Consider the following 12,194-nt stretch of genomic DNA (forward strand, 5'->3'; position numbering starts at 1 on the left):
TCAATGCTGGTCCTAATTTCTAAAAAAAAACACGTGCAACCGTTTCTCTTTTCGCCGTACTGCCTTCGAACACAACAATAATCAATCGTCGGGTGAGTATTATGAGAAAGCTGAAAGGCCTTATGTGTCTGGGATTGAGCGTTTCCCTGGCGATCGCTTCACAGGCCGCAAGTGCAAAAGACATGGTGATTTCGATCTGGGACGGCTACATGGCCCCGGATGCGCTGGACAAGTTCAAAGCAGCCAGCGGCGTTGACGTCGACAAGGCTTTGCACGCGACCAACGAGGAAATCATGGGCAAGCTCATGGCGTCTGGCGGTGAAGGCTATGACGTTGTGTTTGTCTCCTCTCCTTTCGCCGAAGTCCTGCACAAGCAGGGTCTGCTGGCCGATATCGATCCCGTCAAAGTCCCCAACCTTAAAAACCTCTATCCCGAAGCCACCAAACTGGAATACGACCCAGGCAACCATTTCTCGGTGCCGTACACCTGGGGCACGACCGGGATTTGCTACCGCTCCGACAAGGTCACGCCGGCACCGGTAAGCTGGAACGAACTGCTCAACCCGAGCGATGCGCTCAAAGGCAAAGTGACGATGCTCGCCACCGACCGCTGGATGCTCGGCGCCGGGTTCCTCGCCAAGGGCTGGTCGGTCAACGACAGCGATCCCAAACAGATCGCCGCCGTCCGCGATCAGTTGATCGCTACCAAGAAACGCATCCTCGCCTTCGACGACACCACCTTCTATTCCAAGCTCGCGTCCGGCGAGTCGCTGATGGCGCACGCGTGGGATGGCTGGTGCAACTACGGCACCCAGGCCAATGCGGCTATCAAGTTTGTCGTGCCCAAGGAAGGTTCCGACCTCTGGGTAGACACCATGGTCGTGCTGAAAAGCTCGAAGCATCAGGAGGAGGCGTTCAAGTTCGTCAACTTCATGCTCGCCAAGGAAAACCACGCCTGGGTGGCGGAAAACATCCTCTACAAAGTCCCGAACCAGGCCGCAATGGCCGGTTTGTCCGCTGACCTGCTCAAGCAATACCCGAACCTGACGATCGCCCCGAGCGAGCTGTTGAAGATGGAGCAATTGCGCGATCTGGGCGGCACTACGCAAAAGGCCTACACCCGGGCTGTCACCGAAATCATGGCGGCGCAGAATTAAGCCCCGCAAAACGTAAGCCGCATCGATCACGAGGCATGCCCGGCATGCCTCGCCACGCTCGCAAGCCGCCTCTGTTCCGGGGCGGGAGGATATGGGTAATGAGTGCTTTGCATGCTGACAGGCGTCTGTCGGCCTGGCTTCTTGCGCCCGGCTTTGGCTGGCTGCTGATATTTCTGGTGGTGCCGTGCGTTCTGGTGCTGGTCTACAGCTTCGTCGAGCGCGGTGCTTACGGCGGCATCGACTGGCTGTTTACCTGGGAAAACTATCAGCGCGCATTCGATCCGCTGTACCTCGGCATCCTGCTCAAATCGGCAAAAATCGCCGGACTGGCGACGCTGTTTGCGGTGCTGATCGGCTACCCGGCGGCGTATGCGATTGCCCGAGCACCGCGGCGCCATCAAGCGGTGTTCCTGTTTCTGGTGATGCTGCCGTTCTGGAGCAACTACCTGATCCGCACCTATGCCTGGATCGTCCTGCTCAACCGCGAAGGCCTGATCAACAAAATGCTGCAGATGTTCGGCTACAGCGGCGAACCGATCAGCCTGCTGTACACCGAGGCGTCGGTGGTGCTGGGGCTGGTCTACAACTACATCCCGTTTGTGATCCTGGCGATTTTCTCGTCGCTGTCACGCATTAACAACGAACTCTGGGACGCCTCGAAAGACCTCGGCGCCTCGGGCTGGATGACCTTTCGCCGGATCATCCTGCCGCTGAGCGTGCCCGGTGTCGCCGCCGGTGCCGTGTTTGTTTTCGTCCTGAGCATCGGCAACTTCATCACCGCCGACCTGTTGGGCGGCAAGCAGGTGCAGATGGTCGGCAACCTGATCTACTCGCAATTCCTCACGGCGCGGGACTGGCCGTTCGGTGCGGCGCTGAGCTTTTTCCTGATCGCGATCATGCTGATCCTGTTGTTCGTCCAGGCACTGGTGGCCCGTCGTGCAGAAGGGGGCCGCGCATGAGTCAGTCTCGTTCGCTGGGCGGCACCGCACTCAATGCGCACCTGTGGCTGGTGTATGCCTTCCTGTATGTGCCGATCCTGGTGTTGATCCTGCTGTCGTTCAACAAGTCCGGATTACCGACGGCCTGGGGCGGCGTATCGCTGAAATGGTACGTGTCGCTGGCGCATAACTCGGCGATTCTCTCGGCAGCCCTCAATACCTTGATCGTGGCGCTGTCGGCGACGTTCATTGCCTGCGTGCTCGGGACGTTCCTTGCGCTGGGCATCGAGCTGCGCCGCAAGGGCAACGACAAGGGGCAAGTGGTCGACACCTTGTTGATGGCGCCGATGATCATTCCCGACATCGTCCTGGCGATTGCGCTGCTGAGCTTTTTCAACCTGCTCAAGGTCGGACTGGGCCTGCACTCGATCATCATCAGCCACGCCGTGTTCAACATCGCGTTCGTCTGCGCGGTGGTGCGCACGCGGCTCAAACACTTTGACTATTCGATCCTCGAAGCCTCGATCGACCTGGGCGCGAGCTGGTTCACCACCTTTCGCCGGGTGCTGTTGCCGGCGATTTTTCCCGGTGTGCTGGCGGGTGGCTTGCTCTCCTTCACGCTGTCGGTGGACGAATTCATCATCGCGTTTTTCAACTCCGGTTCCGGCCAGGCCTCCACCACGTTGCCGATGCAGATCTACGCCATGATCCGTTTTGGCGTCACCCCGGAAATCAATGCCCTGGCGACGCTGGTGATGCTGGTCAGCATCACCGCGCTGCTGGCTTCGCAGCGTCTCAACAAGGCTCCTCGCACCCATGAATAATTCATCTGCGGTACTGATCCTGGACAAGGTCAGCAAGTCTTATGGCAACGGTCTGGCGGTTGACGAGGTGTCGCTGAACATCCGCGAGAACGAGTTCTTTGCATTGCTGGGGCCGTCCGGCTGCGGCAAGACCACGCTGTTGCGCATGCTCGCCGGCTTCGAAACCCCCAGCGCCGGCTGCATTTACCTGGATGGCAAAGACATCTCGCCGCTGCCGGCCAACAAGCGTCCGTTGAATCTGATGTTCCAGTCCTATGCGCTGTTTCCCAACATGACCGTGCGCAAGAACATCGCCTACGGGCTGGAAATGGAACGCTTGCCCGAGGCGGAAATTCGTCGCCGGGTCGATGAAGTGCTGAGCACCGCGCAACTCGGTGAACTGGCCGAGCGCAAGCCGGATCAGCTCTCCGGTGGTCAGCGCCAACGCGTTGCGCTGGCGCGGGCGCTGGTGAAACGCCCTCGGGTGTTGCTGCTCGATGAGCCGCTGGGCGCACTGGACAAAAAACTCCGGGAAAAGATGCAGCTCGAACTCAAGCGCCTGCAACTGGAGAGCGGCATCACCTTCATCATCGTCACCCACGATCAGGAAGAAGCGCTGGTGATGTCGGACCGCATGGCGGTGCTCGACGGCGGCAAGGTCTGCCAGTGCGGCAGCCCCACCGAGCTCTACGAAAACCCCAACAGCCGTTTTGTCGCCAACTTCATCGGCGTCAGTAATCTGTTCGAGGGCGTGCGGTCGGGTGCGAACTCGGTGCGCGTCAATGGTCAGGAGCTGGCTGTCGAGACCGACGCGCCGCTGGTGCCGGGGCAAAAGGTCGCCGTCGTCGTGCGCCCTGAACGTCTGCAGGTGCTCGCGGAGGAGGGCGAGACCTGTGCCAATCAGGTCACCGGCAACATCGTCGAAATCGCCTATCACGGCCTCGACACCAACGTGCATGTGCAGACGGCACTCAGCGACAAGGCGTTGATTGTCCGGGTGCCGTCCTCGCAATTCGAATTTGCTCATTTTGCTATCGGTATGAGCGTCCATCTCGGCTGGCAGGCTCGCCACGCCCGTGTATTGACGCGCTGAACAATAAAAAAAGACCAGGCAGGAGTACCGCTCGATGAAACAGAAAGTGATCGCCTTCTTTCCGGAAGCCGCTTATGGCCCGGCACTGAACTCGGTTGGCATCGCCCAGGCGTGCGAAGCCCTCGGCCACAAGGCGGTTTTCCTCACCGACCCCGGCATGAGCGGTGTGTATGCCGGCTACGGTTTTGAAGAACACATGGTCAACATGTCGGCGCCGATGCCCGCCGAAGAAATGGCCCGCTACTGGGTCGATTTCATCAACGGCCACATTCCCAATTTCCGCAAATCCCCAATCGATCAAATCGACAACTACGTGAAGGAATGCTGGGCCGCCATCGTCGACACCGCGAAGTGGGCGCAGAAGGATCTGCCGGCGGTGCTGGACAAGGTCAAACCCGATCTGATCTGCGTCGATAACGTGATCCTGTTTCCCGCGATCAAGCAGTACGGCAAGCCTTGGGTGCGGATCATTTCCTGCTCGGAAAACGAGATCGAAGACCCGGATATCCCGCCGCACCTGTCGGGCATGAGCATTCACGACAAGGCGGGCCACGCGCAATTTCGCCAGCGTTTCGAAGAGGTGGTCGGGCCGATTCATGAGGACTTCAACCAGTTCCTGCAAGCCCATGGCGAGCAGCCGTACCCGCTCGGCACTTTCTTCGAAGCCTCGCCGTACATGAACCTGCTGCTGTACCCGGACGCGGTCAAGTTCGAGCGCCGTCACCCGTTGCCAGCCGAGCGTTTCCATTACCTGCAAGGGTGCGTTCGCCACGATACGGCCTACGACATTCCCGAGTTTCGCGCCAACAACGACAAGCCGTTGCTCTACGTCAGTTTCGGCAGCCTCGGTTCGGGCGACGTCGATCTGCTCCAGCGTCTGATCACCACCGTTGGCAAGTTGCCTTACCGCGCCTTGTTCAATGTCGGCGAGCACCTCGATGAGTACCCGGACCTGCCCGACAACGTGCTGATCTCCAACTGGTTCCCGCAGCCGTCGGTGATTGCCCAGGTCGATGCGGTGATCCATCACGGCGGCAACAACAGCTTCACCGAGTGCCTGTTTTTCGGTAAGCCGGCGATCGTCATGTCCTACGTCTGGGACGGTCACGACAACGCCATGCGCGCCGAAGAAAGCGGTCACGGGTTCAAGCTCGATCGCTACGAGTGGAGCGAAGCACAGCTCGCGGAGAAGCTCGCGGCGTGCCTCAACGACGAGGCAATGCGCCAACGTCTTCAGCGCACCAGCGCGCAGATGCAATCACGCAAAGGGCCAGCGGACGCGGCCGCCATTCTCGACAAGGTGCTGAACAATGCCTGAGCAAAACACCACGGCGGGTATCACGCCGTACCTCGAAGCCGTCAGCAGTCGCACCGACCTGGTGGACTGGGGCGTGCAGAGCGACGCCGTCGAAGGCGTCTCGCATTCCAGCGGCCGGCTGCTGTTCAAAGGCCCGAATAACAGTCCCGAAACCGGGCTCTGGGTTTGCACGCCCGGCCGCTGGCGGCTGTCGATTCCCCGTGACGAGTTGTGCCACTTCATCGCCGGCGTCGCCACTTATCGCAATGACAACGGCGAAGTGATCGACATTCGCCCGAACACCCTGGTGCTGTTCCCGGCCGGCTGGACCGGCGAATGCCACGTCCGGGAAACCCTGCGCAACGTTTACATGCTGGCCTGAACCTCAATACCTGTAGGAGTGAGCTTGCAAGCGAAAAACGTCAATACAACGCGGTCATCCAGACAGTACGCGTCATCGTTGACGTCCATCGCGAGCAAGCTCGCTCCTACAACACCTCGATTCTTTTGGAGAGCAACACATGACTACCCCGTTTCTGTACGACCCGCTGAGCATCACTGACGTCAAGGATTGGGGCGTGATCCCGACCATGCTCGAAGGTGAATCCCGTGTTTCCGGCGTGGTGCTGCACAAAGGCCCCGAAGGCCAGTCCGAGTGTGGTGTGTGGATCTGCACGCCGGGCAAATGGTTTTGCCATGTCACCAGTGATGAGTTCTGCCATTTCCTCGAAGGCCGCTGCACCTACGTCCACGAATCCGGCGAAGTGATCGAGATCAAACCCGACACCGCAGCTTTTTTTCGCAAGGACTGGAAAGGCGTGTGCACCGTCCATGAGACGGTGAAAAAGGTCTACATGATCCGGTGATTGCCATGACTGAGACACGTGCGTCATCGCCTACCCGTGAGGACCAGCGCGCAGCCTTTCTGGCGCGCGCCGGCTTCGCCGAGGCGCAACTGGTCGCGCTGCCGGCGGATGCCTCGACCCGGCGCTATTTCCGCTTGAGCGGTGAAGGCCTGCTGTTGATGGATTCGTCACCGCACAGCGAGCCAATCGGCCCGTTTGTCCAGGTTGCCCGGCACTTGCACGGACTGGGGCTTTCCGCGCCGGCCATGCTGCAGGTCGACGAGGAAGCAGGGCTGGCGTTGATCGAGGATTTCGGTCACGACACCTACACCCGATTGTTGGCAGCCGGGCATCCGGAAACGGCGCTGTATCGCTTGGCGATCGACGCGCTGGTGGCGTTGCACCGCGCGCCACCGACGGCGGAAATGGCGCCTTACGATGCCCGACAACTGAGTGACGAGTGTGCGCTGTTTATCGATTGGTACGTGCCGTTGCTGATTGGCAAGGAAGCGGCGCTGGACCTGCGCGAGTCGTTTTTGACGCTGTTCGCCGAGGCCTGTAGCGATGTCGCGCAACGTCGTGAAGCGCTGGTATTGCGCGACTTCCACGTCGACAACCTGATGCTGCTCGAAGGCCGCGAAGGCGTTGCGGCCTGCGGTCTGCTGGATTTTCAGGACGCACTGATCGGTGCAGCGGCGTACGACTTGATGTCGCTGCTCGAAGACGCGCGCCGGGACGTGCCCGAAGCGTTGCGCGTGGCGCTGCTGACGCATTACCTGATGCAACGCCCGGAACTCGATGCACCGCGTTTTCTCGAGGATTACCGGCGGCTGGCCGCCCAGCGTCACGCCAAGGTGCTGGGAATTTTTGTGCGCCTGGCGGGCCGCGATGGCAAGCACGGTTACCTGGCGCATCTGCCGCGCACCCTGGGTTTGTTTGTTCGGGCGCTGGAGGCCGAGGCATTTGCAACACTGCGCGCCTGGCTCAATGGGCATGTACCGGGCTGGCGCGATGAGCTACCGCCCGCGACCCTCGCGGCGTTGCGCGAAACCCCTTATCGATTGGTTCAAGGATTACCCCATGGCCACGTTCAACACTGACACTGCACTGCGTTTCATCAACTCCGAGTACCTGCCGCTTTCGAATGCCCGCACCCGCGAAGTGCTTGATCCGGCCAACTTGCAACCTGTCGGACAGGTCGGCTTCGGCGACCAAAGCGATGTGCAGGCTGCCGTCGATGCCGCCACCGCTGCGCAAAAACAGTGGCGGCTGATCGACGCGAAAAGCCGCGCCGCGCTTTTGCACAAACTGGCCAATGCCATCGAGCAGGACATTGCCTGCAACCGTGAAGTCGCGCGGCTGATGACCCTGGAAATGGGCAAGCCGTTTCCCGAAGCCATGGGCGAACTCGCCAACTGCGCGCCGATCTTTCGCTACTACGCGGAAATGGCCCGGGACGATGCCGGCAAGGTTGCCGGTACCACGCAGATCGGCTCGTTCCAGCATGTGCGCTATGAACCGTATGGCGTCAGCGTGCACATCATGCCGTTCAACTTTCCGATCCTGTTGATGTGCTGGACGGTCGCTGCCTCGTTGGCCGCGGGCAATGCCTGCATCGTCAAACCGGCGGAAGCCACGACCCTGTGCACGCTCAAGTTCATGGAGCATTTCACCTCGCTGCTGCCGGGCCTGGTGTCTTGCGTGCCGGGCGATGCGGTGACAGCGCAGTTGCTGGTGAAGTCGACTGGCACTCACGCGGTGGCCTTTACCGGCAGCGTGGCGGCGGGCAAAGCGGTGGCGGTGGCGTGTGCCGAACAGATGAAACCGTGCGTGATCGAGGCCGGTGGCAGCGACCCGCTGATCATCTCCAGACATGCGCCGCTGGATGTCGCCGCAGCAGGCGCGGTGACCGCCGCGTTCCACCTGAGCGGGCAGATTTGCACCTCGGCGGAGCGCTTTTACGTGGTCGATGACATCCACGATGAGTTCGTCGCAAAATTCGCCGAGCGCACCCGCGCCTTGCGCATCGGCCATGGCCTGGAACATACGGAAATCGGGCCGATGGTCAGCGAGGCCGCGCGCAATAAAGTCATGCGCCTGGTCGACGACGCCGTGGCCAAAGGCGCGACGCTGGTCTGTGGTGGGCGGATTCCGCCGCAGCACAACGTGGGCTGGTTCTATGAGCCGACCATCCTCACCGGCGTGACCGCTGACATGGCGATTCTCCAGGAAGAGTGTTTCGGCCCCGTCGCGGCGATCTGTCGTGTCAGCGATTTCGACGAAGCGGTGCGACTGGCCAATGATTCGCCGTTCGGTTTGGGTGCGTCGCTGTTTTCCACCGACCTTGCCGAGGCCATGGAAGCCGCCGAGCGTCTTGAAGCCGGAATGGTCTGGGTCAACAACCCGCTGATCGACAACGACGCGCTGCCGTTTGGCGGCTGGAAGATGTCCGGCCTGGGACGCGAACTCGGACGTCAGGGCCTTGAAGCGTTCCGGCGCTCGAAAATGGTCATCATCGATCACCAGCCGAAGATTCAGGACTGGTGGTATCCGTATGCCGACGACGTGTTCTATCGCGATCAGGCTTGACTCATTGGGAGGGTCGCAATGAGCGACAACATTTCCTGGCCGACCCTGGCGGTGATTCTCGCCGCCGGGCAGGGCACCCGCATGCGTTCGCAGCTGCCGAAAGTCATGCATCCGGTGGGCAACCGGCCGTTGCTCGGCCATGTACTGGCGGCGGTCGAGGCGGCGGATATCGATCAATGCGCGGTGGTGTTGGGCGCAGGCAGTCGGGCGGTTGCCGATTACTTGAAACAGGCAGCGCCGACTGCGCGAACGTTTACCCAGCAAGAGCAGTTGGGAACGGCCCATGCGTTGCTTGCCGCCCGGCCCGCATTGCAGGCCCATGAGCAGGGTTGCGTGCTGGTGCTGTTCGGCGATTCGCCATTGATCAGCGCGCAAACCTTGTTGCAATTACGTCAGGCGCTGATCGACGGTGCCGCCGTGGCGGTCGCGGGATTTCACACCGCACAGCCGGGGCCTTACGGACGATTGCTGGTGGAAGAGGGCCGCTTGCTGGCCATTCGCGAAGCCAGGGACGCCAGCCCGAAAGAGCTTCAGGTCAACTTCTGCAATGGCGGCGTCATGGGTTTGCGTGCCGACACCTGCCTGTGGCTGCTGGACCGGATCGGCAACCAGAACGCACAAGGCGAGTTTTATCTCACCGATGCAGTGGCGGTGGCCAACAGCGCCGGTCTGCCGGTCACGGCGGTGGAGGTGGATGAAGACGACGTGCTCGGGGTCAATGACCGCGAGCAATTGCATGCCGCCGAACAACTTTTTCAGCAGCGCCGACGACGTTCAGTCATGCAGTCTGGTGTCAGCCTGGTGGCGGCGGAGACGGTGTTTTTCAGTGCCGATACGCAACTGGCCACGGACGTGCACATCGAGCCTTGCGTGGTGTTCGGGCCGGGGGTGAGCGTGGGCAGCGGGGTGCGGGTGGATGCGTTCAGTCGCCTGGAAAATGTTCGGCTGGAGCAGCCGGTGAATGAAGGAGTGTGTCATGCGTGACTATCAACGGCTGTACATCGGCGGCGAGTGGATCGCGCCAGTGCAGCGTGGTGTTTTTGAAACGTTTGACCCCAGCGATGAATCGGTGCTGGCACAGGTCGCGGCCGCCACGGCGGAAGACATCGACCTGGCCGTCGCCGCCGCGCGCAAGGCGTTCGACGAAGGTGACTGGCCGCGCTGGACGGGTGCGCAGCGAGCGCAGGTTCTGCGGCGAATCGCTGACGGTATTCGTGCGCGTCAGGGCGAACTGGCCGCCATCGAAGTGCGCGACAACGGCAAGCCGCTGCCGGAAGCGCTGTGGGACATCGCCGACACCGCGGGTTGTTTCGATTTCTATGCCGGGCTCGCCGAAGGCTCGGACCCACACAGCGAGCAGTCGATCAGCGTACCCGATGAACGCTTCAATTCCTCGGTGATCAAGGAACCGGTCGGCGTGGTCGCCGCGATCATTCCCTGGAATTTTCCGATGCTGATGGCGTCGTGGAAAGTCGCACCGGCGCTGGCGGCGGGCTGCACGGTCGTGCTCAAACCGTCGGAACTGACGCCGCTGACCGCCCTTGAATTGGCAACTATTGCCGATCAGGCTGGCTTGCCGGCGGGGGTGTTGAACGTCGTCAGCGGACTGGGGCGTGAGGCCGGCGCGCCGCTGGCCGAGCACCCGGACGTCGACAAAATCGCCTTCACCGGCAGCGTGCCGACCGGGCGCAAGATCATGCAAGCGGCGGCGGCCGAGATCAAAAACATCAGCCTGGAGCTGGGCGGCAAGTCGCCGTTCGTGATCTTCGCCGACAGTGACCTCGATGCCGCGGTGGAGTGGATTCTGTTCGGGATTTTCTGGAACCAGGGCCAGGTCTGTTCGGCCACGTCGCGAGTGTTGGTGGAGCGCGCGTTGTATCCGGCACTGTTGGGGCGATTGATCGAAGCCACCGAGCAAATTCGTATCGGCCAAGGCTTTACCGAGGGTGTGAAACTCGGGCCGCTGGTCAGTCAGGGGCAACTGGACAAGGTGCTCGACGCCATTGCCGCCGGTCAGCAAGAGGGTGCGCGACTGGTGTCCGGCGGCACACGTCCGGCCCATCTGCAGAAAGGTTATTACCTGACCCCGGCGATCTTCGCCGATGTGCCGGAGCACAGTTCGGTGTGGCGCGAGGAGATCTTCGGCCCGGTGGTCTGCCTGCGGGCCTTCGACACAGAAGCCGAAGCGATTCGCCTGGCCAACGATTCACCATTCGGTCTGGCGGCCGCGGTCATGTCCCGCGATATCCCGCGTTGCGAACGAGTGGCCCGACGCTTTCGCGCCGGGATCGTCTGGGTCAACTGCTCGCAACCGACTTTTGTCGAGGCCCCTTGGGGCGGTTACAAGCAGAGCGGTATCGGGCGTGAGCTGGGTGAGTGGGGCTACAACAATTACCTCGAGACCAAGCAAATCACTCGATACAACGGCGGACCCTGGGGGAGGTATTTGAGCTGAGACGGCTCAGGGCAGATAGCCACCAGTGTGGACGAGGTGGTTGTCCTGGCCGGCAACGATGAGATGCATGGGCACATGGGGTTGCTCATCCACTGAAGTGACCTCAAACCCACCCACCACCAGCGGCTGTCGCTCACACATTTCGGTCGACTCTCCCGCCAGTTTTTTCGCCATTTTCGCGTGGTTCGCTGCGATTTCATTGAGAGTTGACACGTTACATCTCCGGGTACCGGACCCAGCGTATTGCTGGTGCCCATAAATATTGATTGATTGGCCGCCACGTCAGAATTCCGTCGTTCCGGGGCGGCTACGGCCAGCGTTTGCAAAGCCTGCGCCAGAGGTCGTTACAATTTCTTGACGGGCGTTTTCAGGCGACGAATGGTGGTCCTTTGCCTGTTATGAATCGGGCGTAAATTGGCAGGGCTACTTCATCAAAAGGAGCCGCACTATGACTGCCGACCGAACGACCGCACAGGCGTCCGCGGACAAAGCTGTCTGGGATCAATATTTCTGCGCTGCGCTGATTGCGGAAAGCAATCTGACGGCGCCGGTTGTAGGAGGGGCCACTCATGAGGACAGGCAGAATCTGTTGATTGAAAGAGCCAAGGCGCTCGCTGACAAAATGATGGAAACCCGCCAGTAAATGAAAAAGCCTGACCTGTTGGGGTTGGGCTTTTTCATGGGCGTCCAGGCTCGGCTATGTCGGGCTGTCGAGTTGATCCAGCGCCCGGTTCACATTGAGTTCGCCGAGCATGATCACTTGGGCAATGCCCAGCAGGGTATTGCGACTCGGCCCGTGCGTACGGTCCGCCAGATCCATGGTCATGACATGGGCCGAGGCCAGTGATTCGCAAGCGTGTCCCAAAAGGTCTTCGGTGTTGATGTGTGGATCGAGGGTGTACATCGTGCTTGGTGTTCGTGGGGTGGCGTGGATGTCGGCGACGGAGGGGGCAGCTTCCGGTGGGTTGGGTGTTGGTTTGATCATTGATGAAACTCCCGGGATGTAAATGAGGAACC

14 protein-coding genes are annotated in these 12,194 nt (G+C 60.9%); 12 read left to right on the forward strand and 2 right to left on the reverse strand.

The window, feature by feature from the left end:
- Positions 1 to 101 precede the first annotated feature (101 nt).
- The 11 genes from J2Y86_RS28765 (at position 102) to J2Y86_RS28815 (ending at position 11,177) form a co-directional block, all read left to right on the forward strand.
- Entirely contained in the window at positions 102 to 1,157 is a 1,056-nt protein-coding gene (locus tag J2Y86_RS28765) for a polyamine ABC transporter substrate-binding protein (RefSeq protein ID WP_253439443.1), read from the forward strand.
- A 98-nt stretch (positions 1,158 to 1,255) separates the two neighbouring features.
- The gene (locus J2Y86_RS28770; protein ID WP_253439445.1) at positions 1,256 to 2,116 is read left to right on the forward strand and encodes an ABC transporter permease; all 861 of its coding nucleotides are present in this window, start codon (positions 1,256 to 1,258) and stop codon (positions 2,114 to 2,116) included.
- Positions 2,113 to 2,919, forward strand: a complete 807-nt coding sequence (locus J2Y86_RS28775; RefSeq protein WP_253439447.1) for an ABC transporter permease — start codon at positions 2,113 to 2,115, stop codon at positions 2,917 to 2,919. The genes J2Y86_RS28770 and J2Y86_RS28775 overlap by 4 nt, the downstream gene beginning before the upstream one ends.
- On the forward strand, positions 2,912 to 3,991 hold the full coding sequence (locus tag J2Y86_RS28780) for an ABC transporter ATP-binding protein (RefSeq protein ID WP_253439449.1): 1,080 nt from the start codon (positions 2,912 to 2,914) through the stop codon (positions 3,989 to 3,991). The genes J2Y86_RS28775 and J2Y86_RS28780 overlap by 8 nt, the downstream gene beginning before the upstream one ends.
- Positions 3,992 to 4,025: 34 nt before the next feature.
- Positions 4,026 to 5,309, forward strand: coding sequence for a glycosyltransferase (locus J2Y86_RS28785; RefSeq protein ID WP_253439451.1), 1,284 nt, complete (start codon positions 4,026 to 4,028; stop codon positions 5,307 to 5,309).
- Positions 5,302 to 5,670: a cupin domain-containing protein gene (locus J2Y86_RS28790; RefSeq protein WP_253439453.1), complete on the forward strand. Its 369-nt coding sequence runs from the start codon at positions 5,302 to 5,304 to the stop codon at positions 5,668 to 5,670. Before J2Y86_RS28785 ends, J2Y86_RS28790 begins: the two co-directional genes overlap by 8 nt.
- A 139-nt stretch (positions 5,671 to 5,809) precedes the next feature.
- Positions 5,810 to 6,154 (forward strand): cupin domain-containing protein, encoded by a 345-nt coding sequence (locus J2Y86_RS28795; RefSeq protein WP_084317822.1) that lies wholly within the window; start codon positions 5,810 to 5,812, stop codon positions 6,152 to 6,154.
- A gap of 5 nt (positions 6,155 to 6,159) precedes the next feature.
- Positions 6,160 to 7,233 carry an aminoglycoside phosphotransferase family protein gene (locus tag J2Y86_RS28800; RefSeq protein WP_253439455.1) on the forward strand — a complete coding sequence of 358 codons (1,074 nt, stop codon included), beginning with the start codon at positions 6,160 to 6,162 and terminating at the stop codon, positions 7,231 to 7,233.
- Positions 7,214 to 8,722: an aldehyde dehydrogenase family protein gene (locus J2Y86_RS28805; protein WP_253439457.1), complete on the forward strand. Its 1,509-nt coding sequence runs from the start codon at positions 7,214 to 7,216 to the stop codon at positions 8,720 to 8,722. The genes J2Y86_RS28800 and J2Y86_RS28805 overlap by 20 nt, the downstream gene beginning before the upstream one ends.
- Positions 8,723 to 8,740: 18 nt before the next feature.
- Entirely contained in the window at positions 8,741 to 9,706 is a 966-nt protein-coding gene (locus J2Y86_RS28810) for an NTP transferase domain-containing protein (protein ID WP_253439459.1), read from the forward strand.
- Positions 9,699 to 11,177: an aldehyde dehydrogenase family protein gene (locus J2Y86_RS28815; protein ID WP_253439461.1), complete on the forward strand. Its 1,479-nt coding sequence runs from the start codon at positions 9,699 to 9,701 to the stop codon at positions 11,175 to 11,177. The genes J2Y86_RS28810 and J2Y86_RS28815 overlap by 8 nt, the downstream gene beginning before the upstream one ends.
- A 6-nt stretch (positions 11,178 to 11,183) precedes the next feature.
- Here J2Y86_RS28815 and J2Y86_RS28820 read toward each other — a convergent pair whose 3' ends face one another.
- Positions 11,184 to 11,390: a hypothetical protein gene (locus J2Y86_RS28820; RefSeq protein WP_253439463.1), complete on the reverse strand. Its 207-nt coding sequence runs from the start codon at positions 11,388 to 11,390 to the stop codon at positions 11,184 to 11,186.
- Between the two features lie 235 nt (positions 11,391 to 11,625).
- Here J2Y86_RS28820 and J2Y86_RS28825 point away from each other — a divergent pair, with 235 nt between their 5' ends.
- Positions 11,626 to 11,820, forward strand: coding sequence for a hypothetical protein (locus J2Y86_RS28825; protein ID WP_253439465.1), 195 nt, complete (start codon positions 11,626 to 11,628; stop codon positions 11,818 to 11,820).
- Between the two features lie 54 nt (positions 11,821 to 11,874).
- Here the strand turns inward: J2Y86_RS28825 and J2Y86_RS28830 are convergent, their stop codons facing one another.
- On the reverse strand, positions 11,875 to 12,162 hold the full coding sequence (locus tag J2Y86_RS28830; protein WP_253439467.1) for a DUF6124 family protein: 288 nt from the start codon (positions 12,160 to 12,162) through the stop codon (positions 11,875 to 11,877).
- Positions 12,163 to 12,194 lie beyond the last annotated feature (32 nt).

It is taken from the genome of Pseudomonas migulae, from assembly GCF_024169315.1.
In the GTDB taxonomy this organism is placed as follows: domain Bacteria; phylum Pseudomonadota; class Gammaproteobacteria; order Pseudomonadales; family Pseudomonadaceae; genus Aquipseudomonas; species Aquipseudomonas migulae_B.

Coding starts and splice junctions, on each gene's coding strand:
- J2Y86_RS28770 (WP_253439445.1), top strand. CDS start 1,256: ATGAGTGCTTTGCATGCTGACAGGCGTCTGTCGGCCTGGCTTCTTGCG.
- J2Y86_RS28795 (WP_084317822.1), top strand. CDS start 5,810: ATGACTACCCCGTTTCTGTACGACCCGCTGAGCATCACTGACGTCAAG.
- J2Y86_RS28805 (WP_253439457.1), top strand. CDS start 7,214: ATGGCCACGTTCAACACTGACACTGCACTGCGTTTCATCAACTCCGAG.
- J2Y86_RS28775 (WP_253439447.1), top strand. CDS start 2,113: ATGAGTCAGTCTCGTTCGCTGGGCGGCACCGCACTCAATGCGCACCTG.
- J2Y86_RS28800 (WP_253439455.1), top strand. CDS start 6,160: ATGACTGAGACACGTGCGTCATCGCCTACCCGTGAGGACCAGCGCGCA.
- J2Y86_RS28825 (WP_253439465.1), top strand. CDS start 11,626: ATGACTGCCGACCGAACGACCGCACAGGCGTCCGCGGACAAAGCTGTC.
- J2Y86_RS28830 (WP_253439467.1), bottom strand. CDS start 12,162: ATGATCAAACCAACACCCAACCCACCGGAAGCTGCCCCCTCCGTCGCC.
- J2Y86_RS28790 (WP_253439453.1), top strand. CDS start 5,302: ATGCCTGAGCAAAACACCACGGCGGGTATCACGCCGTACCTCGAAGCC.
- J2Y86_RS28815 (WP_253439461.1), top strand. CDS start 9,699: ATGCGTGACTATCAACGGCTGTACATCGGCGGCGAGTGGATCGCGCCA.
- J2Y86_RS28780 (WP_253439449.1), top strand. CDS start 2,912: ATGAATAATTCATCTGCGGTACTGATCCTGGACAAGGTCAGCAAGTCT.
- J2Y86_RS28810 (WP_253439459.1), top strand. CDS start 8,741: ATGAGCGACAACATTTCCTGGCCGACCCTGGCGGTGATTCTCGCCGCC.
- J2Y86_RS28765 (WP_253439443.1), top strand. CDS start 102: ATGAGAAAGCTGAAAGGCCTTATGTGTCTGGGATTGAGCGTTTCCCTG.
- J2Y86_RS28785 (WP_253439451.1), top strand. CDS start 4,026: ATGAAACAGAAAGTGATCGCCTTCTTTCCGGAAGCCGCTTATGGCCCG.